This is a genomic window from Gluconobacter cerinus, from assembly GCF_002723935.1.
Lineage (GTDB): Bacteria > Pseudomonadota > Alphaproteobacteria > Acetobacterales > Acetobacteraceae > Gluconobacter > Gluconobacter cerinus.
This window is the reverse complement of the sequence record NZ_BEWM01000003.1, coordinates 324,429-348,647: the sequence shown is the minus strand read 5'-3', so window position 1 is coordinate 348,647 and position 24,219 is coordinate 324,429. Positions and strand designations below refer to the sequence as shown.

Annotated in this window: 24 protein-coding genes, 1 tRNA gene and 1 pseudogene; 9 read left to right on the top strand and 17 right to left on the bottom strand. The window is 52.8% G+C overall.

Features of this window, described 5'->3' with window-relative positions:
- Positions 1-294 precede the first annotated feature (294 nt).
- A complete protein-coding gene (locus tag GCE01_RS08785; protein WP_145995782.1) occupies positions 295-981 on the top strand; it encodes a hypothetical protein in 687 nt (228 codons plus the stop codon).
- A 257-nt stretch (positions 982-1,238) separates the two neighbouring features.
- Here GCE01_RS08785 and GCE01_RS08780 read toward each other — a convergent pair whose 3' ends face one another.
- Complete coding sequence (locus GCE01_RS08780; RefSeq protein WP_099212499.1) at positions 1,239-2,156, bottom strand: LysR family transcriptional regulator; 918 nt, start codon at positions 2,154-2,156, stop codon at positions 1,239-1,241.
- Positions 2,157-2,257: 101 nt separating this feature from the next.
- Here GCE01_RS08780 and GCE01_RS08775 point away from each other — a divergent pair, with 101 nt between their 5' ends.
- Positions 2,258-3,049: an NAD(P)H-dependent oxidoreductase gene (locus tag GCE01_RS08775; protein WP_099212496.1), complete on the top strand. Its 792-nt coding sequence runs from the start codon at positions 2,258-2,260 to the stop codon at positions 3,047-3,049.
- Between the two features lie 91 nt (positions 3,050-3,140).
- On the opposite strand, the gene GCE01_RS08770 is transcribed toward GCE01_RS08775, so the two are convergent.
- Both GCE01_RS08770 and GCE01_RS08765 read right to left on the bottom strand, forming a co-directional pair.
- Positions 3,141-3,740: an NADPH-dependent F420 reductase gene (locus GCE01_RS08770; RefSeq protein ID WP_099212494.1), complete on the bottom strand. Its 600-nt coding sequence runs from the start codon at positions 3,738-3,740 to the stop codon at positions 3,141-3,143.
- An 89-nt stretch (positions 3,741-3,829) separates the two neighbouring features.
- Positions 3,830-4,565: pseudogene (locus GCE01_RS08765) on the bottom strand (SDR family NAD(P)-dependent oxidoreductase).
- Between the two features lie 251 nt (positions 4,566-4,816).
- Between GCE01_RS08765 and GCE01_RS17130 the strand changes: the two are divergent.
- The 3 genes from GCE01_RS17130 (at position 4,817) to GCE01_RS08750 (ending at position 6,981) form a co-directional block, all read left to right on the top strand.
- Entirely contained in the window at positions 4,817-5,398 is a 582-nt protein-coding gene (locus tag GCE01_RS17130; protein WP_244591139.1) for a LysR family transcriptional regulator, read from the top strand.
- Between the two features lie 536 nt (positions 5,399-5,934).
- Positions 5,935-6,558: a CatB-related O-acetyltransferase gene (locus tag GCE01_RS08755; RefSeq protein ID WP_099212492.1), complete on the top strand. Its 624-nt coding sequence runs from the start codon at positions 5,935-5,937 to the stop codon at positions 6,556-6,558.
- A 189-nt stretch (positions 6,559-6,747) separates the two neighbouring features.
- Entirely contained in the window at positions 6,748-6,981 is a 234-nt protein-coding gene (locus GCE01_RS08750) for a hypothetical protein (RefSeq protein WP_174694825.1), read from the top strand.
- A 99-nt stretch (positions 6,982-7,080) separates the two neighbouring features.
- On the opposite strand, the gene GCE01_RS08745 is transcribed toward GCE01_RS08750, so the two are convergent.
- From GCE01_RS08745 to GCE01_RS08725, 4 genes are all read right to left on the bottom strand, one after another.
- Complete coding sequence (locus GCE01_RS08745) at positions 7,081-8,277, bottom strand: sensor domain-containing diguanylate cyclase (protein ID WP_244591138.1); 1,197 nt, start codon at positions 8,275-8,277, stop codon at positions 7,081-7,083.
- Between the two features lie 742 nt (positions 8,278-9,019).
- Positions 9,020-9,619, bottom strand: a complete 600-nt coding sequence (locus GCE01_RS08735; RefSeq protein ID WP_064275402.1) for a nucleoside 2-deoxyribosyltransferase — start codon at positions 9,617-9,619, stop codon at positions 9,020-9,022.
- Between the two features lie 66 nt (positions 9,620-9,685).
- Positions 9,686-11,146: a xylulokinase gene (gene xylB, locus GCE01_RS08730; protein ID WP_099212487.1), complete on the bottom strand. Its 1,461-nt coding sequence runs from the start codon at positions 11,144-11,146 to the stop codon at positions 9,686-9,688.
- A 118-nt stretch (positions 11,147-11,264) separates the two neighbouring features.
- On the bottom strand, positions 11,265-12,137 hold the full coding sequence (locus GCE01_RS08725) for an N-formylglutamate amidohydrolase (RefSeq protein ID WP_099212485.1): 873 nt from the start codon (positions 12,135-12,137) through the stop codon (positions 11,265-11,267).
- 78 nt (positions 12,138-12,215) lie between these two features.
- On the opposite strand from GCE01_RS08725, the gene GCE01_RS08720 reads away from it, so the two are divergent.
- Positions 12,216-12,290: transfer RNA gene (locus tag GCE01_RS08720), tRNA-Val, on the top strand.
- A gap of 240 nt (positions 12,291-12,530) precedes the next feature.
- On the opposite strand, the gene gloA2 is transcribed toward GCE01_RS08720, so the two are convergent.
- Both gloA2 and GCE01_RS08710 read right to left on the bottom strand, forming a co-directional pair.
- A complete protein-coding gene (gene gloA2, locus GCE01_RS08715; RefSeq protein WP_174694824.1) occupies positions 12,531-12,929 on the bottom strand; it encodes an SMU1112c/YaeR family gloxylase I-like metalloprotein in 399 nt (132 codons plus the stop codon).
- A gap of 226 nt (positions 12,930-13,155) precedes the next feature.
- On the bottom strand, positions 13,156-13,665 hold the full coding sequence (locus GCE01_RS08710) for a hypothetical protein (RefSeq protein ID WP_099212483.1): 510 nt from the start codon (positions 13,663-13,665) through the stop codon (positions 13,156-13,158).
- Positions 13,666-14,227: 562 nt separating this feature from the next.
- On the opposite strand from GCE01_RS08710, the gene GCE01_RS16860 reads away from it, so the two are divergent.
- Positions 14,228-14,395 (top strand): hypothetical protein, encoded by a 168-nt coding sequence (locus GCE01_RS16860; RefSeq protein ID WP_167386141.1) that lies wholly within the window; start codon positions 14,228-14,230, stop codon positions 14,393-14,395.
- A 9-nt stretch (positions 14,396-14,404) separates the two neighbouring features.
- Here GCE01_RS16860 and GCE01_RS08705 read toward each other — a convergent pair whose 3' ends face one another.
- The 5 genes from GCE01_RS08705 to GCE01_RS08685 are packed head-to-tail and all read right to left on the bottom strand — an operon-like array spanning position 14,405 to position 20,734.
- The gene (locus GCE01_RS08705; RefSeq protein ID WP_099212481.1) at positions 14,405-15,238 is read right to left on the bottom strand and encodes a transglycosylase SLT domain-containing protein; all 834 of its coding nucleotides are present in this window, start codon (positions 15,236-15,238) and stop codon (positions 14,405-14,407) included.
- 34 nt (positions 15,239-15,272) lie between these two features.
- Positions 15,273-17,072, bottom strand: coding sequence for an aminopeptidase P family protein (locus GCE01_RS08700; protein ID WP_099212479.1), 1,800 nt, complete (start codon positions 17,070-17,072; stop codon positions 15,273-15,275).
- Positions 17,069-17,599, bottom strand: coding sequence for a GNAT family N-acetyltransferase (locus GCE01_RS08695; RefSeq protein ID WP_099212477.1), 531 nt, complete (start codon positions 17,597-17,599; stop codon positions 17,069-17,071). Before GCE01_RS08695 ends, GCE01_RS08700 begins: the two co-directional genes overlap by 4 nt.
- A gap of 1 nt (position 17,600) precedes the next feature.
- Entirely contained in the window at positions 17,601-18,506 is a 906-nt protein-coding gene (locus tag GCE01_RS08690; protein WP_046901543.1) for a 50S ribosomal protein L11 methyltransferase, read from the bottom strand.
- Positions 18,506-20,734, bottom strand: a complete 2,229-nt coding sequence (locus GCE01_RS08685) for an ATP-dependent helicase (protein ID WP_099212475.1) — start codon at positions 20,732-20,734, stop codon at positions 18,506-18,508. The genes GCE01_RS08690 and GCE01_RS08685 overlap by 1 nt, the downstream gene beginning before the upstream one ends.
- Positions 20,735-20,761: 27 nt before the next feature.
- On the opposite strand from GCE01_RS08685, the gene GCE01_RS08680 reads away from it, so the two are divergent.
- Entirely contained in the window at positions 20,762-21,457 is a 696-nt protein-coding gene (locus tag GCE01_RS08680) for a JAB domain-containing protein (protein ID WP_099212473.1), read from the top strand.
- 78 nt (positions 21,458-21,535) lie between these two features.
- Positions 21,536-22,294 (top strand): RadC family protein, encoded by a 759-nt coding sequence (gene radC, locus GCE01_RS08675; protein WP_099212471.1) that lies wholly within the window; start codon positions 21,536-21,538, stop codon positions 22,292-22,294.
- Between the two features lie 12 nt (positions 22,295-22,306).
- Here radC and GCE01_RS08670 read toward each other — a convergent pair whose 3' ends face one another.
- The 3 genes from GCE01_RS08670 to GCE01_RS08660 are packed head-to-tail and all read right to left on the bottom strand — an operon-like array spanning position 22,307 to position 24,158.
- Positions 22,307-23,437 carry a 5-(carboxyamino)imidazole ribonucleotide synthase gene (locus tag GCE01_RS08670; RefSeq protein WP_099212469.1) on the bottom strand — a complete coding sequence of 377 codons (1,131 nt, stop codon included), beginning with the start codon at positions 23,435-23,437 and terminating at the stop codon, positions 22,307-22,309.
- Positions 23,434-23,958 carry a 5-(carboxyamino)imidazole ribonucleotide mutase gene (purE, locus tag GCE01_RS08665; RefSeq protein ID WP_064273283.1) on the bottom strand — a complete coding sequence of 175 codons (525 nt, stop codon included), beginning with the start codon at positions 23,956-23,958 and terminating at the stop codon, positions 23,434-23,436. The genes GCE01_RS08670 and purE overlap by 4 nt, the downstream gene beginning before the upstream one ends.
- Positions 23,958-24,158: a YdcH family protein gene (locus tag GCE01_RS08660; protein WP_046901537.1), complete on the bottom strand. Its 201-nt coding sequence runs from the start codon at positions 24,156-24,158 to the stop codon at positions 23,958-23,960. Before GCE01_RS08660 ends, purE begins: the two co-directional genes overlap by 1 nt.
- Between the last annotated feature and the right edge of the window lie 61 nt (positions 24,159-24,219).

Here is a 24,219-nt window from a genome sequence, read left to right as displayed (position 1 = left end):
GTTGCCAATGATTAACATAATATTTTCGTTATAATCGCTGTATTTCTCAATTATTACCATTACGGATCGGACTGAGAACATGAGTTCAATGCGGGATATAGGATATTGCTTCAAAACCAACTTTAGCAACCTTAAAATGTAGTAGTATGACCATGATTCTGGCATGCACGAGTGACGAGAATTCGCGCAAAACCTAATGTTGGCAGCAAATCTTCAGGAGTTGCGGTCTTGGGAACGCTGGGTCAAACATTCGCCGTAACCAATGGCGGTTACAACCAAAAATGGACTCTTTAAGTGCTAAATTTTAATAACATGTTGATGTTTTTGATTATTGTAATTGCTAGCACATTAGGCATTGCAATCCTCATTTGGAAATGGATCTATCAACGGCAGTTTTCTATTTCAATTCCTGCTTTTGCAATCCAAAAATCTGTCAATGCAGCATTGCCAATTGCAACCGAGGTGGGAGGTTTCGATCTCCAAATATCTGAGGTTTTAATTTCATTGATGGAAAACAACCGCGTACATATCTCGACTGCAGTAAGCGCAGATAAAAATATATTCACAGCGGAAACCGACTTCCAGCTATCAGCATCTTTATTATATCGTGATGCTAAATTTTACCTTTCTGGGTTTGCAATTGAAAAAATTATCATCGGTAAAATTACTTTGAATTCTTCAGAAAAAAAAGCACCTACGCAAAATACTTGGGCATCGGCTTTGCACGGGGCAATTAAGGCTCTTAACGTTGAAGAGAAAGCTGATATATTAATCAGCGGCTATCGTGCCACTCTTGAGAAGATCTTGATGGGTACAGGAGAAACGGCCATAAGTGCTATTCTAGAGCATATACCTGTATATATTTTACCATCCAATTCGATGTTAACTCGTCTGACACAATTTTCTCTATTATCTATAAAGACAACGCAAGATAGAATGGTAGTTACTTTGAAGAGAAATAGAAAAAATACACGTGATTAATGTATTAACTACTACAGGGGTATTTCCGACTTGGAGAATATAAATCCAATATCTGTCCGGCCCCTATCCTTGCCAGACGGTCTTTCTGATCAGCAATGTGGACAAGTATAGGCGACAGTCACATCTCGGTCATAGAAAGCATCAGGCACGCTTTGGACGTGTCACGGTTTAGCTGAAAGCTAAGCCGCCTTCCTTTACGAAAATCTTTTATTATTCTGGCGCTCCGCAAGCGGGCCATGATTTTTTCATCGTACAGATCATCGAACGATCCCTGGAATTTTCGCGATCCTTTCGGCTAGAAAATCCACGCAGAGTCTGACCCGGTTCAGGCTTGCCCGTTCTGGAGAGATCAACATGCTAAGCGGAGAAGACGTCAGTTCGTAGTCTGGCAGGACGCGCTCAAGTCGCCCGTCAGCGAGACAATCTTCCACCAGCCAACGATGTGCAGGACCAAATCCGCGGCCGGCCAGAAATGCCTCTCGTGCTGCAAGCCCGTGATCGACAGTCAAACGCCCTCTAAATGGCAAGGTTGAGCGTTTGCCGTCAGGGCCATGAAGAACAAGCCTGTCAGAGCCTTGCACCCGTGAAAGCCGAATTCCTTCCAGACCGACAAGATCCTCTGGCACTTGAGGCCTGCCATGATCCGCCAACCACGCAGGTGAGGCGACCAATACACGATGGCTTTCCCCGAGGGCGCGCAGTTTCATCGCGCTATCCGTCAGAGGACCGAGCCGGAGAGCAATATCGACGCCTTCTTGTACGAGATCGATCCGTTCGTCGTTCAAGTTGAATTCAACACGGATACCCGGATGCTTGTCCTGAAAAGCGAAGATCAGTTGGCTGATATGAAAGACTCCCAAAGCTGCCGTGCATGATATCCGGATTGTGCCAGCTGTTGCCTGGCGCGTTTCCCGCATCTCCTGAGTGGCCTGCTCCACGAGACATAAAATTTTCAGGCAATGCTCATAGTAGCGCAGACCTTCATCGGTCAGCGCCACACGTCGCGTCGTCCGGGTAAAAAGGGACACACCAAGCGCCTGTTCCAGTTCATGGAGATGCCGTGTGATGGTTGACTGGCCATGACCGAACTCTCGCGCAACAGCTGTCAGGTTTCCCCGTTCCGCAATCCGTACGAAGGTCCGCATTCGATCGAGTGTGATGTCAGATTGTTCCATAAAATGGCATAGTCCTATTCATACCATATCTATAGAGGAACAATATCCGGTCTCCTATTCTGAGTGGGCGTTTCAATTCTCTATCGAGCGAGAAAACACTCATGAATGTTTTGATTGTGTTCGCCCATCCTGAGAGGCAGTCGCTGAACGGTGCCCTGCTGGATGTCGCTGTCAGCGCACTGCATGCCCAAGGCCACCAGGTTCAGGTCTCGGACCTCTATGCCATGAACTGGAAAGCAACCGTCGACCGTGACGATTTTCCGGGGCTCAAAACCACGGACCGCCTGAAAGTTGCGGCAGAGTCATCAAAGGAGTTCACAGCCCGTACACTCACGGACGACGTCAAAGCAGAACAGGAGAAGCTGCTCTGGGCTGATACCGTGATACTTCAGTTTCCTCTGTGGTGGTTCACGATGCCCGCAATTCTTAAGGGGTGGGTGGATCGGGTGTATGCCTGCGGCTTCGCATATGGGGTTGGGGAACACAGCGACAGTCGCTGGGGGGACCGTTATGGCGAAGGCGTCATGGCCGGAAAGCGCGCCATGCTCATCGTCACCACCGGCGGCTGGCCGGAGCATTACTCTGCACGTGGAATCAACGGTCCGATCAACGATTTATTATTCCCGATCCACCACGGCATTCTGTTCTACCCGGGCTTTACAGTGCTACCGCCGTTCGTGGCCTATCGTGCCGATCGCACTGACGATGCGAAATTTGCTCTCTTGGAAAGAGACCTCCGAATGCGGATGAGTGCTCTGACCGAGACGCCTCCTATCGCCTATCGGCAGCAGAACGGCGGCGACTATCAGATCCCCACGATGCAACTTCTGCCTAATCTTGAAGAGCCGGGCGTCACAGGGTTCGCTCTGCACCTTCAGAACAGAAATAAATAAATGCGTGTACTTTTGCGCACTTTAGAAGCCGCCTTTATTATCATTGTGATAGAGGCGGCGGGTCGAGCGTATCTTACCCACCGGGCCTCAGTTACTGCTTTTTCTTGAACACATCCTGGAAAATGAGCGGCCCCCAGATGCGCCCACGTGCATGGACCAACGCGCCACCTTCGTTAAGCTTCCCCAGATTAATGGGAGCAAACCCGAGATACTTGGCCAAAGTCGCGACAGGCGCGATCGCATCTTCCTCGTCGCTAGACAAAAAGACAACCCGATGGCTGCCCTCGACGCACGGATCAGTCGCCAGGGTGGCAGCAATCAGATGGTTGAAATCTTTTACAAACCTTGCACCTGCAAAGGCCTTCATGGCGTAAACGGATGACAGGAGGCCGTCCATCTCGCCAAGAGGTGCCAACGAGTTCATCGCGTCGATGACCGTTTTACCCTCCCAATTTGGAAGGCTCTTCGCCACTTCACCATGCTGCTCAAACGGAATTGCGAGAATAATAGTTTCGGCTTGCAGCGCATTCTGTAGCGAGGAGGCGACGACCGTAGAACCAATTGCTTGGGCGAGGGGGGCCAGTACTTCAGGCGACTGACGACTTGCGACAGCCACGGTGATGTTTTTACGGGCGAAAGCATGGGCAAGGGCTTGGCCAATCCTGCCAAACCCGATGATGGCGTAGCTCATTATCATGTGTCCAATTTTTATTCGCGACGATAATCTTGGAGACTGGAAAATGTTCAGTAGCGAACACGCTCCACCCTCCGGTTCGTAGCTCAGATGGCCGAGAAACCACCGTCGACACAGAACTCCATACCGCTCACGAAGCTTGAATCCTTTGAAGCGAGAAACAGCGCAGCAGCGGCAATTTCCTCAGGACGACCCATCGTTCCGCGCGGAATCAGGGATTCGAACATCTGTTTGGCTTCCGGGGTCAGAACCTGATCCTGCATTGCCGTGGCGATTGGCCCCGGATGCAACACGTTCACACGGATATTCCAGCCCTTTAAGTCATTGAGCCACCCGAGCGCAAAGGCATGCAGCGTGGCCTTGCTCGCCGCGTACACGCTGTAGCCAGAAAAACCTTTGAGCGCCGCAACGGACCCGGTCATAAAGATCGACCCACCGTCATTGAAGAGCAGTAACGCTTTCTGCACCGTGAACAGCGTGCCACGCACATTCAGGTTAAAAGTCGTATCGAAGTGCTGCTCGGTAATCTCGCCCAATGGGAGGGCTTCACCAGTACCTGCACTGGCGTAAAGGATGTCGATCGTGCCTTTTTCGCGTTTGACCGTCTCAAAGAGACGGTCAAGGTCATCAAGAGTGGCGGCATCTCCACGTACGCCCGTCACGTTTCGGCCGATCTGCCTAACAGCCTCGTCCAGGGTCTCCTGCCTTCGGCCCGTGATAAAAACATAGGCGCCTTCTTCAACAAAACAGTTGTGCGCTCGCCAGCGCCATGCCGCTTGATCCACCTGTGATGACGGCGACCTTACCTTCAAGCTTTCCCATGAGTTTTTTCCACTTTGTCTTTGGTTGTCCGGGACTGCCCCGTGCCACTCAAATTGGGCTGCTGTTCATGGACCTGTGAGTGCGCAACCGTGCATATTGGTGGTGCAAAATCGATCCGGACTTCCGTTTGACGCAAATCGAGTCCCTAGACCTTACTCGCGAAAGACCCAGCGACGGCTGTCTGGGGCCGCTAAGGTCAAATGATGGTCAGGAGAAAAAAATGTCGAATATGGTTTTGAAAGAGCCGCTTCGTGGTGCCCGAGTGCACCATGATTGACTGGGATGACGTTCGTTACTTTCTTGCGGTAGCACGGGGTGTTTCCGTGCGATCTGCAGCCAACTGTCTGAAGGTTAATCACTCGACGGTACTGCGCCGCATCGCCCAGCTTGAAGAACGCCTTGGGGCGCAAATATTCGAAAAGCTGCCTGCAGGCTACCGCCTGACTTTGGCCGGTCGGGAAATCATCGAGTTTGCAGCCCAGATGGAGGCATCATCTCATCAACTCGAGACGCGCGTTCTGGGACGTGATCAGACCGTACGAGGCCTCTTACGCGTGACGTTGCCGCCGTTTCTGGCGACACATCTCCTGATGCCGGATCTCGCCGAGTTTTCACGATTGCATCCGGACATCGAGATGAATGTCGTCCCAACAGGTGCAGTCGCGAATCTGACCAACCGGGACGCCGATGTCGCCATCCGCATCGTGCTGAACCGTGACACGTTGCCACTTAATCTTCACGGTCTGATCGGCCCTGTTGTATCCAGCGGTATCTACATGTCTCGCGATCTTCTGGTGGCGTGGCGCTCTGATAGGCCGCCCCCCATGCGCTGAATCGTCGCAAACACCGAAGGGCAACCGGGGTGGGCGCGCGAGGGAGAGGTGCGTACCACTGGGGCTTTGTTCAGAACTCCGGATGCAGAAACGCAAATTGTTGCAGTTCAGCAGGGGATTGGGATGACGAAACTCCCATGCTTCGTGGGGGATGTGGACCCCTCGCTCGTCAGGGTTCCTAACACCGAGTTGTACGGGCACGGAGCACTGTGGCTTCTGACACAAGGAGAGGCACGCAAGACAAAACGCGTGCGATTGTTCACCGAATTTATATCCCGAAGGCTTGCTGCCCATGCCCCGCTTCTCGCGGGGATGTCATCGTCGCACGATGAATGCGCGACATAATGAACTTCATGTCATCCGATTAAAAGCTCTTCTCAATCATCTCGATACTCAACACGTGGTGAAACATTCAGAATTAGATGCCCCATTTGCACAATTGAGATCATTCCAATTTCTCAGTAAAAAGATATCTGTGAGACGATAGAAAGACGATTATAGGTTTTGTAAACTCTTACCCGGAGGAACAAAAATCCATGCTACGCCGTAACAATATCTTCTCACTACTCCTCCGGCATTCTCTCGCATATGAGATTGAAGAATGGGGGTGGGAAATTGGCGAGCATTCATATGGAGCCAAAGGGTCTCCTATAATTATAGAGGAAAAATATGCCAGACTTCACGTAGGAAAATATTGCTCCATCGCCAGTGAAGTTTTAATGATTTTAGGAAATCATAGATACGATACTATTACTACATATCCATTCAAAGATATTTCATTTTCATGGCCAGAAGCTGCCGATGCAGTTGATGACCACTCCACAAAAGGAGATATCATTATTGGAAATGATGTTTGGGTTGGAGCGCGCGCTAATATAATGTCCGGTGTCACCATTGGTTCTGGTGCAATCGTTGCCACTGCTGCAGTGGTGACCAAAAATGTTCCCCCCTACGCCATTGTTGGGGGAAACCCGGCACGTGTTATAAAATATCGATTTCCTGAAGAAGTAATAGAACAGCTTTTGGAAATTGCGTGGTGGGATTGGCCTGAAGACGTTATCCGAACAAGAATGAAACTCTTGATGAACGACGATATAGAGGGCTTTTTGCGAGCATTTAAAGTTGGAAAATCCTCCTTTAATCCGAGCAAAGTGATTTAGAAGAATTTCATAAGGCCATTTTATGTAGCTATCCAAGAAAATAGCATTAGACGTTTGTCCATACATACAAGAAGCCTATCTATTTCAATAGATTCAGCATGATAAAGGCAGTGCCTCAGTTTCTTTTTGTTTCAAGTTCGCCATCCCTCTGCTCCAAAGTTCGTGCGTTAATGGCGTCAGGAGGAACCTATGAACAAGATTGTAAAAATTGGTACAGGCATCAGCTTGGCACTTGCTCTGTCAGCCTGCTGGGGTCCCGGACCTGATGGTATGGGCGGCCGTCATGGTGGTGGCCATCATCACGGGGGCGGCCAAGGCAGTTATGGTAATGGGCCGGGCGGCAATGGCGGTGGTGGATACAACCAAGGTGGAGGCCGTGGCGGCGGAATGGGCGGCGGCAACGGTCCCAACGGCGGCATGTAATTTGGAACCCCAGCTTCGGCTGGGTTTCTTTTTAACAAGTGTTAATTTACAAAAATTTTTTAAATTTCAAAAAATAATACTTTAAAAACAGTTAAAAAATCAATTTCCATTTAAAGTCGAGTACTTCACAACACAATTACGGCCAGCAGTCTTGGCCGCATACAGAGCTGCATCGGCTTGCGTCAGAAGAGACTGAAAATCTATAACGTCCGCCTCCTTTCGATAAACAACGCCTATACTCACCGTCATTTGCAAGCCTACGTCAGAGATAAAGCACGAAACATTCTCTACGGTCTGGCGGATTTTTTCAGCCAGATGGAGAACCATGTTTTCATCAATGGCAGCAATAGTAATTGCGAATTCTTCTCCACCCACTCGACCAAATATTTGCTCGGCACACAAAGCATCAGAAATAGCCGCACTTACAGCAACAAGTGCTGCGTCTCCGGTGAAATGGCCATACGTGTCATTGATATCCTTGAAGCGATCGAGGTCCAGCATCAGTATGGCGACGCCCTCATCCTTCCGCGTTTCCCTAACATTTTTTATCAGATCCGCACTTCTCTCCAGATAAGCTTGGCGACTCAGAACGTGCGTCAAACTATCCCAGGTTATGGACTGATTCAGCCGAGCGACCAGAGCACGCTGGGTATTCATAATGGCGGCCACTGTCAGTGGGCCAAGCACTAAAAAAGAGAGCCCAAGCCGAAAAGAAACAGTGACGCCAATAGTCTCGTTCGTTTGATGAAAATTCAGCAGGCCAGCTTCTACAATTCCCATCACCGTGACGTTGAAAATCAGAACGACAAGGCACATTGGCAACACGCTATAAGTGAGGGCACACCACAGCAGGGCAGGGACGGGAAAGGCAATAGCACCGGGGCCTCCGGTAAGGGTCGCAAGAACAACTGAGGCTGCCAAACTTACAATCGGAGCAATATTGAAGCTTTGCGCTGACAGGACGCTGCGCCAGCCCGCATGTACGAGATCTGAAAACCATTTTTTCCCTGCAAAACAGACAGGGAGCAAAACGAGATATCGGTTCAGTTCGCTACTGAACCACAGAATGAAACGGCCCCACGGCGTACTACCGGGAAGGGAAAATGCTATTCCAGTTCCTACTAACGCGGCCGCCCCGGCTGCACCAGAACAAACGAGAAGCAAAGCAAGAACAGACTGAGGGCCATCCAGCTCTTTTTCTTGTCGCTCCAATCGTCGAAACAGAGCATACCCTACACTGACGCCAGCTAGATTAGCCATGGCCAGCCAAATATTTACGAAAAGTGGATCCGACATTATCCACCCGGCAAGCAAAAAACCGACAGATGCGCTAATCCAGCAGCTTTTTTGGCTAAAGCGCGGGTAAGTGATCATCAGCCAGAGCAACAAAGCGTTTGCTGGCCAGATCTGGGCAAGCTGCCCGATGTAGCGGGAAGATATGCCAATCGTTGCTGCAACAAATACAACGACGCCGACAAAAAGAAATGGTGGACATTTTTTTGTCAGACGTAAAAGCATGAAAAATCAAACTATCCCAGATTTACAATAAGCCGACCTCTTGAAGTCTGCATCAAACATGTTTTCCAAACCATTAAGAAGCGCTTATGGGCGTACGTAAATACCCTGATAAAGACCTACAAACACAAATTGTCATGTTTCCCGAAATAGAAAAACAACAAAATCACTTTTAATAATTGTGTCTTTTACCAGCCACCCAACGGCCCAGCGTTCCCCACTCCATTAGGGGCGCGACCGGCTCCAAAACCCGTACTCATCGACATGGAGCCATGAACTTTGCCATCCTTCAACTCATTCATCGCATTACTCTCTGGAGATGCAGAATGAACAGGCTTCAAAAGATCCCCGCGGGCATCTTTCTGAGGTGAAGAAGCACACCCGGATAGGATGCTGAAACAGACAATGGTCAGTCTGTGAAATTGCAAGGCGGTAACCTCTCAGAATGATAGGCGCACCGCTTTTGATCTTAAAGCCTGCTGGCGAGCCTGTTCAGATCCTGTACCAAAGAGTGGAATACACTTTAACTCCCAAGGCGCTCTGAGAGACGTTTTGCTGCTTTTCGAAATGCTTCATAAAAATCTGGATCCACAGAAATTTCTCCACCCGAGAAACCAATAAATCCATCGACCATCCCATTCTGAAAAAGGCCTTCAGAATGAACCAGCATTCCATCCGGATCTTCCTGACTTCCTGATGCTGGCGCACCATCCTCTACCCGTGGGCGAAGTGTCTGTTTCCAGGATTTCCCCCAATAGGCTTCAACTTTTTCGGGATACAGCCGTCCATCAACCGTATAGCCCTCCATCGGCTTCCCCAGACCGTGCATATACCCGATCTCTACGGCAGTCCCTGGATCCATATCCGCCGCACGGCGAAAAGGATCCACACAGAACAAGCCTGCATCGCACTGATCCATCAGGGCACGGTCAGCGCGAACAAATGCCAGAATGGTCTCCCGCCCTGGCGGCATCAGGCGAGCCTCTGCCTGCCCGTCGAACGGAGCAACTCCTTCAAGCCCATAGTCTGCGCAAATGGCTTTGAGACGCTCAAATATGGAGAGGGCCTCAGGTCGGAAGACCAAATCCCCAGCAAGATAGACGGAAGGAAGTTTTGTCTGCATAGACATGGGCCCTATCACGCGTTTGCAGCAGAAAAAACCTCTTCTTCTCGCAGCGCCAAAATTAATTCACGCATCCTGAATATTACGAAGTGCAGGATATATCCTTCGGTATCTGCGATATGCCGTCGCATACTCATTTTGAAGATGTGAATCAGGGTCTGTCGCCGAAACACGCTCCGGAGACGTGCAAACGCTCTCCACGCTTTCACCCGTTGCCGCGATACGAGCCAGCCTAGCGGCGCCGAATGCTCCACCATGCTCACCATGTGCCAGACAATGGAGCCTTAGTCCCAACACGGACGCCAGAATGGAAATCCAGAATGGGCTTCGTGAACCTCCGCCAATCACATCAGCTTCCTGAATGGAAGATCCTGACACTTTCAGGCCCTCAAGAGCGTCCCGAAAGGAGAATGCTACTCCTTCCAGCACAGCCTGGGTCAGTTCAGCACGGCTTGTATCTTGTGAAAGTCCGATAAAGGCCCCACGAATAGTACCATCGTTATGAGGCGTTCTTTCGCCAGAGAGATAAGGCGCAAACAAGACAGGCGAAGGGTGAGCAGGCTTTTCAGGCAGTTCGGCCAGCAAATCAACCTCCTTCATTCCGCATGTTCTCGCCCACCAGGCTAGTGAGGCCGCAGCAGAGAGGGTGACACCCATCTGATGCCACGTCTCAGGAACCGCATGACAGAACGCATGGATGGCAGATTGGTGCTCGGGACGAAATACGTTGGTCGTGACCCAAACCACACCGGACGTTCCCAGCGAAATGAACGCATCGCCATTGCGAATTGCACCCAACCCGACAGCACCCGCAGCATTATCGCCAGCGCTTCCAGCGAAGACAGGAGAGGCGGCCATTCCCCACCGTTTTGTTAGCTCGTCGTTCAGATACCCCGCGGCCACGGTTCCTTCACGGAGCTCCGGCACGTTCGCGCGCGTCAGACCCGTTGCTTTCAAGGCCTCAACTGACCATTCACGCTTTCCCACGTCCAGCCAGAGAGTGCCTGACGCATCAGACATGTCTTCAATCATCTGGCCCGTCATTTTGTAGCGCAACCAGGCCTTGGGTAGCAGAACATGCTGAAGACGTTCGAAGATTTCAGGTTCATGTCGTGCGACCCAAAGAATTTTTGGAGCGGTAAAGCCTGGCATTGCCACATTGCCTGTAATTTCCCTGCTCCCTGGGAAACGCTCTTCAAAAAGGACGCATTCAGCTTCTGCACGGGTATCATTCCATAGAATGCAAGGCCGCAGCACCTCTCCCGCAGAATCCAGTAAAACCGCACCATGCTGCTGGCCAGAAAGACCAATTCCCCGGATCGCAGCAACAGCGTCCGGAACTCTGGACTTTAAAACGTCGATGCCGCGACAGGTCGCAGTCCACCAGTCTTCAGGGTTCTGTTCACTCCAGCCATCGTGCAGCCGGCTAACCGTCAATCCCTCTGTATGGGACGCAACTTCCTGCTGGTTTTCGTCCACTAACAGAACCTTGATTCCGGAAGTTCCGACATCAATTCCCAGAAACATGCCTATGTCCCAAACCCGAGTTTAAAATCTGGAGCTTAGCGCATAGTTTTGGAGAATAATCAGGGCACAATTTAGTGACCGCGTTTCTCAGCAGAAAACCATAAAAAAGCCATTAGGATCATTCGGCTGCTTCTACTTCGGCCGCCTCAAAAGAGTGACATACGAAGTCAGCCAATTCCCGAACGAGACCTTCCATATCCGCTTTAACCTGCTCAAAACCGCGCGACGGCTGGAGCGTCGCTGGATTCAAATACCGGGATCGGCAGATTTCCAGTTGAAGAACATGGATTCCATCAGATGGCCGACCGTAATGCCGCGTGATGTAACCACCCGCATAGGGCACATTTCTGCGAACAGCATAACCTTGCCCTGAAAGATACTGCTCCACAAAGTCCGTCAGGGCAGGGGAACAGGATTTCCCATGCAAGTCTCCCAAAACCATGTCGCAGCTTTTCGCCTGATGCAGGCGAGGCATGGAGTGAGCCTCAAGAAGAATGACCGAGCCAAACTGCTCCTTCATTTCGCGCAAAAGATTATGCAGGGCCTCATGATAAGGCACCCAAGACGTAACCAGCCGCCTTTGGACCTCATCCAATGGCAGGCAATGCGTGTAAATTGGCCGACCCTGCGTGGCACAACGGGGAATAACACCAAAACCCGCACGAACTTTGGAAGTCTGCAGAAGACCAGAAGGAGGAAGGGGAGGTTTGAACATTCCCGAATCCAGTTCTCGACAGTCCCGGTTTACGTCACACCAGATCCGGGGAAATTCTGTTGAAAGCAATGCGCCCCCCGTGACCGGAACACACCCAAACAACTGATCGACAAATCGATCTTCCGTCTGTTGCAGCTCCCATAACGAGAGACGACTGCTCTGCAAAAAGTCCTGAAAATATTTCTGCCCGGAATGCGGAGAGGAAACCACCAGAGGAATGGCCGTTTTCTGAGGCTTTTGAATGATTACAGCAGGATAGGGGGTAGGGGTGGTCATAACCTCAGTGCATTTTTTTGTTCAAAGGGGGGTTGTCACGCCCATTCGAGACAGCTAAACACCGCCTCACCGGATCGGGGGCGCATAGCTCAGCGGTAGAGCACTACCTTGACATGGTAGGGGTCACAGGTTCAATCCCTGTTGCGCCCACCACCCGATCCGGTCAGAAATCTCCCCTAAAAAAATACTTAGTGCTCATTATCCTGACTGATATAGGGCTAGCCTAATTCGACCTGAATTCACGGCATGTATTCCTTGTGCCCAGTGGAGACAAGGCACCTCAGTAACGCCATCCAAATGAGTAGATTTCGCGCCATTCTCGTTTCATTTCGCTTTAAATAAATGACACAAGGCTTCTTCAGGATTTGAAAACTTAAGAAAACCCATATTCAACTATATTTCGTATAGTTCGAGCGGAAGATCATCCGGGTCGGCAAAAAAAGTGAACTGCCGCCCTGTATAAGGGTCCATTCGGATTGGTTCGGAGGCAACGCCATGCTTCTCCAAATGTCCGACAGTCGCAGCAATATCTTGAACACGAAATGCAAGATGGCGCAGACCACAGGCTTCTGGACGAGAAACTCTTGGCGGTGCGTGCGGAAAAGAAAAGAGCTCGATTTGCGCATCACCAACCTGCAAATCGCATTTCCAAGAATTCCGCTCTTCCCGAAAATTTTCAGCAACAACAGTGCCCCCCAACACATCGACATAAAAAGCTCGGGAGCGCTGATAATCCGAAGCAATGATTGCTACGTGATGAAAACCAGAAATATTGGCTTTGCTTTCTTTCATTAGGCTCCATGCCTCTCATTTATCGACTAGAACACTCTAAGCCACATTGCCGGAACTGCGCTGGCCTCCATAATAAAAACGGCCGCCCTACCCAACGCGAAACATCGCAAATCGTGAACATATAGCCCGGTTCACCAGCGCCTTTATAAGTTTGCCAGCATTTCCAAAAACCATAAAAGAGAACAGGTAGGCCTGCTCTCCTTTATGGTAGGCCTCAAATGTCTGATCAAACCCCGCGATAAACACGAGCCCTAATCGAATCCGCATTATCTGGGGACATATTCTCATACGGAGCTGCAACCAGACCAGCCAGCATTTCTACCAGAGGGATCATAGACTGAACGGTCTGTATATATGAACTGGCAGATGGATAATAAGTTTGTACAATCGGGCTGGCGAGGCTCAAGAGCGTATTCAGATCCGCCCCAAGGGACTTAGCCCAGTCTTTGCCAGTATCAACCGTGACGGCACCGTCCGAACTGGCGTCAATAGAGGCCGTAACACTCTTGATCTGAGCAACAAGACTATCGAACTTGGCCTTGTCATCAGCCGAAAGGTGATCAACCACACCCGGCATCGTTTCGATAACCTGTACGGCATAGGCAATTGCCGTGGCATCTTTATTGAGGGCCGCGGTATCGAACGTGGTGATATTGCCGTTGGTAGAACATGCTACCGTGGTAGCCATCAAGAAAAATGAAAGACCAAGAGCTGCAAGGCGATTAAAAATACGCATAGAATACAAGTCTCCAGACATAAAAAAACCGCCCTCTGGGGCGGTTGAATATAAGGAATTGCCAAGATAATTCTGGCCTGATGCCGTTTAGATATATCAGGGAATTTACTCCTGAGTTGTATGCCGTAGCGAAATTCGCCTGCGCGCAGCAACTGCTCGAAAAGGCATTTTGAGCAAAACTCCAAACACTATGTGAAGCGAGGCAACGGGAAAAGACTATCGGGTAGCTACTGACCTCAAGCCCTCCAAAAAATCTCAATCCGTTGTTACGTTCATGAAATCTTTCAGAACGCTTTGAAATCATACGCAGGCTTCTTAGGGAGATATTTTTCGTTTATCGAAAAGCAACTTTGAAGCCCGAAGGAACAGCCATCTGTCAGTTAGCGCAAATTTTGATCCATTTGAGGTCTTCCGTGCTTTCTGGGTGCTCCTGAAAGAACTCTACTGGCTTATGCTGTATCTCTATCATCTTTTGACAGGTTTCTCCCCGCAACATTGATCCCCTCTAACGCGTTGTCGTCAGCCTCCTGCTGCTAGGCTGGCTATATCGTGGAGAGAAATTATGAGGTTCCGCTTTCTTCTGGGGCCTGTTCTGTTGGTCCTTGGGCTAACATCCTGCGCCCACGACCATCACTCCGATCGTGTTGATCGCACCCATTGGCGTCAGGGCGACACGCCAGGTCCATATTCTGGATACAAACATAATAACTGGACAGCACCCGGCAGGTAATAAGCCACGTCAGTTCTGTCGCCAGGCCATCCTGACTGGACTTGCACGATAAGACATTAGATCGCGGCCATGGCTTTCAGTTCCTCCTCCGTTACTTATCACATGGTGAATAATGCGCGGAGGAGGAGCGTAAGCAGTATGGCTCACAGTTGATGGCGGAAAGCTGCTAGAAGTAGTCGTTCTCGCCGACAAGGAACTTCTTGGCACATTGGCTGCTATTCGTTCATCAGACTGCGGCACAATAACCCGCAGACCGGAACCAGTCATGACTACCTGAGGCAGGAAGTCTGGCGGCCTGTAAATGTCATTCTTCCCATTCCAGACTGCCATGACATGCTCTTCATATTCCGCACCCAAAGCGGGCGTTAAAGAATGATAGGCAGCCGTTGCCGCACTCCAGCCACGCAATTGCGTAAAAAGATTCTTTAGAAAAGAAGCCCCATATCTGACATTGGTGAGGGGGTCGAAAGCCTCTTCTAACGAGAGAAATGCATTCGGGTGGTGATGAAGATTAACCTGCATGCAACCGACGTCAATCGATGTGATACCTGCACTCTGAAATGCCTCGACCGCAGCAACAGCCTCGACTTTTGAGGGATAAAAATATCCTTTTCCGGCAGCATTCACAGTCCATGGCCAAGCGACCGTCCGGCCCGATAAAGGGTCACGACGACCACTCTCTACACGGCTGATAGCCCCCAAAAGACCGTTCGGAATACCAGCCTGTGGCTCTGCAACAGACACGGCCTCGCTACATGCCCGCGCCATATCCCAGTCATTGGCGCCTGCCGATGAGGTGGCAACACTTATGCAGAATAGAAAAAACAGGAGTTTCCCGGTCATACCAACCTTATGACCGGGAAAAATGAATAAACGCTTACTGAATACCGGGCGTTTCGCGCATCATCGGCGCACAGACCTTCTCAAGCCACTCCTGCACATCAGACTCAACAACCGGTCCTACGCGCGTCAAAACCTCTGCGTGATACGCATTAAGCCATGCGAGTTCAGCATCATCGAGTAGCGTCACATCAATGAGCTCTCGATCAATCGGCGTGTAACTCAGGATTTCAAATTCGAGAAATACGCCCTTCGCCCCTTGATAGGAGGAAGGCTTAACAAGCATCAGATTTTCAATTCGGATGCCATAAGCCCCGGGCTCGTAATACCCAGGTTCATTGGAGACAATCATCCCCGCTTCCAAGGCTGTTGGACGCGGCGCAGGGGAAATATTCTGCGGGCCCTCATGCACGGACAGATAACTGCCAATGCCGTGTCCGGTCCCATGATCATAATCCAGCCCAACCTGCCAAAGAGCAGCACGCGCCAGAACATCCAGACGATGCCCTGTGGTCCCCGAGGGGAAACGCACGCGCGACAACGCAATATTTCCCTTTAGAACACGCGTGAACGCTTCCTTGACGTCCTGAGGAGCTGACTCCGGCCCAACCCAGAGCGTCCGTGTGATGTCAGTCGTCCCGAACGGATACTGTCCACCACTATCAATTAGATAAACGCTATTGGCCGGAAGCACGCGGTCCTTCCCGACTTCTGCACGATAATGCGGATATGCCCCATTCGGTCCCGAGGCCGAAATCGCATCAAAACTCTGTTCCCGATAGTCGGCAGAGCGTTGGCGGAACATCCCAAGACGCTCCACAAGATCCGTCTCCCGTTGTCCCGCAGCAGACATCGAAACGGAATGGAGGAAACGTGCCATCGCAATACCGTCGCGCTGGTGCGCCTGACGTGCACCAGCCTGTTCGGTCAGGTTTTTGACAGCCTTGGGAAGCGTGCAGGGATCATTCCCATCAACCACCGAAGCGCCAGCGGCTTTCAGGGTCGTTTCGAACCAGACTGGCGTCGTCACAGGATCAAGCCGTACGACTTTGCCACCCAGCGCAGCAAGGCGTCTTTCCAATGCACTTGGTGCCTGAACAGTGACCTCTTCACCAAGCGCTGCAGCCAATCCGCTTTCAAGGCGGGCGGGGTCCACAAACAGCTCTGCCTGACCATCAGCATGCAGCAGGCCATAGCCATGGGCCACAGGCGTTAGCGGGACATCACTACCGCGAATATTCAGGAGCCAGGCGACAGACGTGCAGTCCGCCAGCACCACAGCATCCTGTCCAGCTTTCCGTACCCCGGCAGCGAGGCGATGGCGCTTACTTGAGCTTGCTTCCCCCGCCAGTTCCACACCGTGATTAATGACGGGATTAGCCGGCGCAGCAGGGCGGTCGAGCCATGCCTGATCGATCGGGTTAGATGCCAGCGGCACCAGTTCAACCCCGGGAGCACTCCAGGATGCCAGCATGGAACGGCTAACCAGTTTCGGGTCATATCCAACGCGCGCACCCTGCGCATTTTTTTCCAGCCAGTCGGACGCAGGCTCCATGCTCACATGTCGCCGCTCCCAGAGATCATGGGGAACCTGTTCCTCCATCTGAACGGTATATCGTCCATCCGAGAAGACGGCAGCAGCGTCCTGAAGAATAACCGCCAGACCCGCGCTCCCCGTAAAGCCAGTCAGCCAGGCCAGACGGTCAGAGCAGGGGGCAACATATTCCCCAAGATATTCATCCCCCCGCGGGATGATGAAACCTGCAACGCCCAGCGCCTCACACGCCTTGCGAACAAGAGTAGGGCGCTCTTTGAGCGGAATGGAGGAAAGGGTCATGGAAAGTCCTTTTCCGGTTTGGAAACAGCCTCAAGGCAGAGCGTCATGAACAAAAGATCCAGCCAACGGCCACCCTTTCGTCCAACCTGAGGCAAAATACCGTTATTTTGAAAGCCTAAGCGATGATGCAGCGCGATGGAGGCCTCGTTGCCAGCCGTAATCCCGGCCACCATCACATGAAATCCGGCCCGTTTTGCGTGCTGGATCAACTGATTTAGCAAAAGCCTGCCTAGTCCGCGTCCCTGGCACTCGGATGAAACATATACGGAGTGTTCGACCGTGCCTGCGTAACATTCGAAAGCCCGGAACGGCCCATAGGATGCGTACCCACAGACCACGCCATTGCCATCAACGGCCACGAAAACCGGAAAATTCTGGGCCTGTCGATCAGCAACCCATTTTCGACGCTGCTCCATCGTGAACGGCGTGCTGATCCAGAGTGCATCGGTACGCTCGATGGCATCGTTCGTAATCCGCAGAATTGTGGGAAGGTCGGCCTCCTGAACCTCGCGGATTACGACAGACATCTTAGCCTCTTTTACGCAAAATCAGGGTCGCCCAGTCGCCTTCACGCAACAGACGCTCAAGAACCAGCCCCTGACGGCGATGCGCAGCCAGAACCATATTCGCCTGTGTGTATAACAGCCCAGCAAGAATGGCCGTGCCGTTCGGTGCCAGATTGATGGCGAGAGACTGCGCCATCCGGCAGAGGGGACGCGCCAGGATATTGGCAAACACAAGATCATACGGCGCCTTGACGCGCACCTGAGCCGTGTTCCAGCCATTTCCGAAGCGACAGTCCAGCAGGTTGCCCTGTCCGTTCAGACGGGCATTGGCTTTAGCTGTCCGCACAGACCATGGCTCAATATCGACAGCCAGAACCGGGCGATGCAACAGCTTCGCTGCAGCCATTGCCAGAATACCCGAGCCACACCCCATATCCAGAATATGATGAGGTTTGCGATATGCCACCATTTCCAGTGCTCGCAGGCATCCTCGCGTTGATCCGTGTTCACCCGACCCAAAGGCAATACCGGCATCAAGGGTAATGGTCAGGCGAGAGCGGTCAGGCTCTCCATGCAGATGGGTCCCTCGGATGGCAAAACGTTTGCCAACGTCCTGCTGCGGGAAGGATTCATAGGTTCGTGCCAGCCAGCCTTCGGCTTCCGTTGCCTCACGAAGCAGTTCTGCCTCACAGCCCGTCAGAAGACGCGCAACGGACAACGCACTTTCAAGCTCGTCTTCCTTGTAACCAGTGTCTTTGACACCTTCGATGCGCCAGTATTTCTGCGCATCATCAGCCTCAAAAATCCCGACAGTCTCACAGACACACATCAGGGCCTGCTCGAAAAGAGGAACAAATTCCTCCTCTACCGTAATGGACAGGGTTTCAAGCGCACTGGCATGGCGTCGGCCAATGCTGCGGGGTGCCATCACGATCTGATCTCCACGAAATTTGCCATGACGCGCTTGATGCCGCCATTTTCAAAGTTGATTTCCAGTCGGCTGCCATCCACCGCAACCACGGTGCCTTCGCCAAACTTCTGATGAAAAACCGTCGCGCCAACCGGAACATTCGCCTGCGGCTGCACGTCCGTAACGCGCGGGCGAGGGGTCTGAGGCCCCCCTGAAGAACGACGCGTACTCGTAAACGGGCCGGATGCAAACATGGAAGGCGCTGCCGCAGCCTGCCTCCGGCTCTCAAGAGACTGCCCGCTCGTCTGAACGTATTCGGACGGAATTTCCTCAATAAACCGGCTCGGCATCGAGGCTTGCCAGTTCGCATAAATGCGGCGGCTGGCCGCATGAACAACGATCGCCCGAAGCCTTGCCCGTGTCAGCCCGACATAAGCCAGACGCCGTTCTTCCTCCAGCGCCCGGTTGCCGCCTTCGTCCAGGGACCGCTGAGACGGGAAAACGCCTTCCTCCCACCCAGGAAGGAACACAGTATCGAACTCCAGCCCTTTGGAGCCGTGCAACGTCATGAGGCTAACTTTGTCGTCGCTCGTCTCGCTTTCCGTATCCATGACAAGCGCGACGTGTTCCAGAAAACCTTCGAGCGTCGCGAACTCGCCAATCGCCCGCAAAAGCTCACGGATGTTATCAAGTCGGCCCGGAGCTTCCACAGAGCGGTCATCACGCCACATTTGCAGATAGCCGCTGTCTTCCAGAAGCTGCTCAACAGCCACCACCTGACCTTCCGTCTCAAGCGTCGCTTTCGCGCGCTGAAACGCTTCCATCAGACTGGTCAGGGCCTCTTTGGACTTTCCCTTGAGCGCACCTTGTTCAATCTGCGTCAAAACACCAGCAGTTAACGGGCCGGGCAGGGTGCGCGCTACACCATGTAGCTTCTGCACAGCCACAGCCCCTACGCCGCGCTTCGGAACATTAATGATCCGTTCGAACGCCAGATCGTCCGAAGGCTGCGACAGAACGCGCATGTAAGCCAGACAGTCCCGGATTTCCGAGCGTTCATAAAACCGCAGACCGCCAACAATCCGATAGGGTATGCCTATCGTCATCAGGCGCTCTTCAAATGGCCGCGTCTGGAAGCCTGCACGCATCAGGATGGCCATTTCAGACAGCGGATGACCATCGGCATGAAGGCGTTCAATCGCGCCACCAACAATCCGGGCCTCCTCATCGGAATCCCGAACCCCGATAATCTGAACCTTCTCGCCCTGCGCATCTTCGCGGCCGGGACGGAGCGTCTTGCCTAACCGTCCTTCATTGTGAGCAATCAATCCCGCCGCCGCCGCCAGGATTTGCGCCGTCGAACGATAATTCTGCTCCAGCCGGACAACAGCGGCACCGGGAAAATCCTTCTCAAACCGGAGAATATTTTCAACTTCGGCACCGCGCCAGGAGTAGATCGACTGATCGTCGTCCCCCACGCAGGCAATGTTGGATGGACCCTGCTCGCGCTTCGCTAGCAAACGCAACCACAGATGCTGGATCGTGTTGGTATCCTGATACTCGTCCACCAGAATATAGCGGAAGATCCGATGATACTGCGCCAGCACATTCGGCTGGGACCGCAGAATCTCCACCATGTGCAGCATCAGATCGCCGAAATCGCAGGTATTCAGTTCGCGTAGCCGCTGCTGGTATCCGCGATAGATGGCCAAGGCCTGCCCATTGGCAAAATCCGTATCTTCGGCAGGCGTCACGCGATCCGGCGTCAGGCCACGATCTTTCCAGCGCTGGATGATGCCCATGAGCTGGTTAGGCGGCCAACGCTTCGTATCCAGCCGGAAGGGTTCCATGATCTGCTTCAACAAACGAAGCTGATCATCCGTATCCAGAATATTGAATCCGCTCGTCAGGCCCACATATTCCGCATGACGCCGCAGCATCCGCGCGCAAATGGCGTGGAATGTGCCAAGCCAGAGCCCTTCAGCAGGCTCCCCCAGAAGAGCACCAACACGCTCGCGCATTTCACGCGCAGCCTTGTTGGTGAATGTCACGGCCAGAATCTGACTGGGGTAAGCCCGTCCGGTCAGAAGGAGGTGGGCAAAGCGCGTCGTCAACACGCGCGTCTTTCCCGTTCCTGCACCGGCAAGAATCAGCAACGGGCCTTCGGTTGTCTCGATGGCACGTCTCTGCTCCGGGTTCAAGCGGGAGAGATACTCGGGGGTGGGGATGAGAGGGTCTTGCGGCACACTCCCGATATAGAGTGTGATGGCCCTATGGCCAACACATCATCTCCCCGGATCGACCTGACACGCGGCACAGGCCCGCAGGGACATCGCGCCAGAATGCGAACACGCGTTGAAACCAACGGCGCAGAAACCCTTGCAGATTACGAAATTCTGGAAATGCTGCTGTTCTTGGGCATCCCGCGTAAGGATACCAAGCCGCTCGCAAAAGGCCTCATCAGCCATTTCGGAAGCCTGATCGACGTCTTCCGCGCGCCCACACAGGATTTGAGAAGCGCAGGCCTCAACGACGACACCATTCGTGCACTGAGACTGCCAGCCGTTGCGGCAGAACGACTGGCATCTGCCGAGCACCGCGAACGACCCGTTTTGGGGGATTGGCCTCAGCTGATGAAATATCTTGAGACCGCCCTGACGGGAGCCATCCGCGGGCAATTCCGCCTTTTTTACCTAGACAATCGCAATCGTCTTTTATCCGATGAAGCAGCTCCAGAACTCGAAGATATTACCTTCCTGAATCGCGCTATCGCAATCCGCGCACTCGCCCTGCACGCCACCGCCGTCATTGGACTTCATGTTCAACCAGCTTTGAAGCCCGTCGCGCTTTCAACCGCAGCCCGAACGCTGGAAACAGCGCTCAGGCCGCTCTCGATTGTTCTGCATGACATTCTGTTAGATACGCCCAACACAGCAGTTCGCAGCTTTCGTCAGGAAGGCCTGCTGTAACTTTGCAAGGTGGCCTAAGAGGCATAGGCTCATATCCGTTGGCTTGATAACAACACTTGGGAAATGCCACAAAAACGCATGGACGATACCCTGGCTACCGAAGACGGATTTTCTGAAGTTCTGAATAGTGAACTGCTTCAGACCATAAAGTCCGTAGCTGTAGCCACGCAGCAATCGGTCGAGCTCCCCGAACCGCCCCGGGCCTTACTGAGCGGACGAGGTCGTCATCTGGATGACGATACTCTTCTCAGAATGGTCGTCACTCTTTTCACCAGCCACGAAGCAAAAGCAGAGACCCTAAGCCCGTTACTGCTGGAGCGATTTGGATCACTGGCGGGCATCCTGGCAGCCACAAACCGGGAATTGGCCAGCATAAAGGATATGGGATCACACATGATCCCAATGATCCGGGTCCTGCATGAAGCTGCACTTCGCTATAATCGTGAGCGGCTACCCAAAATTGATATTCTCGATAGCGAGCAGAAGCTTCTCGACTATCTGACGGCCAGACTTGCCCGAGAAAACATCGAGCAATTCCGTATTCTTTTCCTCAATGAGAAAAACAGCCTGATCGCTGATGAAGCTCAGGCGCGCGGTACGGTCAACCACACCCCTGTGTACCCCAGGGAGGTCGCCCGCCGCGCAATCGAAATTGAAGCTGCATCCCTCATCTTGGTGCACAACCACCCAAGCGGTGACCCAACGCCCTCACAAGCCGACATCCAGATGACCCAGCAGGTTCAGGCCGCTCTGGACGTTGTGGGCGTCCAACTCACGGATCACCTCATCATCGGTAACGGCAAACATACCAGTTTCCAGCGGCTTGGCCTGATCTAGCACAAGCCACTCTCAGCCCCGCGGAGGCAGTAAACCTTCAAGGGCCAGTTCTCCCGGCAATGCACCCCGCGGAAAGAGCGTGTTGACGTGCCCCATCTTCCGGCCCGGACGCGCCTCGTGCTTGCCGTAGAGATGCAGTGATGCACCGTCCGTGGCCAGTATGGCAGGAACCCGCGCCATATCTTCCGGCCCGACAAGATTATGCATGACAGCGTCCGAATGACGGCGCGCGGGTGGAAGGGGCAGCCCCGCTACAGCCCGAATATGCATTTCAAACTGGTCGATCAGACAGGCGTCCATCGTCCAGTGCCCTGAATTGTGGGGCCGGGGAGCAATTTCATTGACCAGTAACTGACCATCAGCGGCATGGAACATCTCCACCCCCATGATGCCAACCAGCCCAAGATCTGTCGCAATACGCATTGCAATGGCCTGAGCGCGTTCTGCAACCTCTGGCATGACGCGCGCGGGAGCAAGGGTGATGTCCAGAATGCCGTCACGATGGCGATTTTCCACCGCGTCGAAACACCGTACCGTTCCGTCACTTCCGCGAACAACCATCACGCTCAGCTCACGCTGAAAGTCGATCATCTTTTCCGCAACAAGCGGATACGGCAGATCCGTCAAAGCCGAGAGAGCTTCCGCATTCTCAACCCGAAACTGTCCTTTCCCGTCATAACCAAAACGGGTTGTCTTCAGGATGAGAGGGAAACCCAGCTCTCCCACAGCAGAAAGATCAGCCGGTCCGGATACTTCTTTCCACGGGGCAAGCTCCACCCCAGCCTGAGCCAGCCGGGTCTTTTCCAGAACACGATCCTGACTGATCCTGAGGATCTCGCCACCTGGACGGACGGGGCGACGTTTTTCGAGCAGTGACAGCCCCTCGACGCTGATATTCTCGAACTCGAACGTCACAACGTCACAGCGAGAAGCAAAATCTTCCAGCGCTACGGGATCATCGTAAAATCCGACCGTCGCGGAGGCTGAAACTTCAATAGCCGGGCTCGTGGCTGCCGGATTCAGGATATGAACACGATAACCAAGCTTGGCCGCAGCCATTGCTGACATGCGTCCCAACTGGCCGCCACCAATAATCCCGATTGTACTTCCAGGTGCAAAAACCTGATTATTCTGAGCCGTCATTCGACAGGAATGTCCGCAACAGCTGCCGTCTGAGTACCGCGCCACGCATCAAGACGTGCAGCCAGCTCCGGATCGGCCAAAGAGAGAATGGAAGCCGCCAACAGGCCAGCATTCTTGGCCCCAGCCTTGCCAATCGCCAGCGTTCCAACAGGCACGCCACCTGGCATCTGAACGATGGACAGCAGGCTATCCTGTCCCTTCAGGGCATGACTTTCCACCGGAACACCAAGAACGGGAAGGGACGTCCACGCCGCGCACATGCCGGGCAAATGGGCAGCACCACCCGCGCCAGCGATAACGACATGCAATCCACGACTGCGGGCCGTACGCGCATAGTCCGCAAGACGATCTGGCGTCCGGTGCGCAGAGACAATCCGACGTTCATGGGCAATGCCCAGTTCGTCCAGAATGTCACAGGCATGCCGCATGGTTTCCCAGTCAGACTGGCTCCCCATAATGACACCAACGCGCACAGCGTCTTCTGCTTGAATGGTCTCGCTCGGAGAAAGAATCTGGCTCATCAGGCAATGTTATCCGGAATCAGACGGGTCTCGATCCAGGAAATCTCGTCTTTTAGCTGCAGCTTGCGCTTTTTAAGGCGCAGGATCTGGAGCTGATTGAGGGGATGGTCCACCAGGCGCTCAATAACCGTATCAAGATCGCGATGCTCGCTCCGGAGTTCGTGGAGGCGGCGGAGCATGGCATTGTTATCGGTCATCATTGCTATCGGTCCCGGAACTCTGTCACGGCATGATGACGAACAGAATTCATTCCGTCCATCG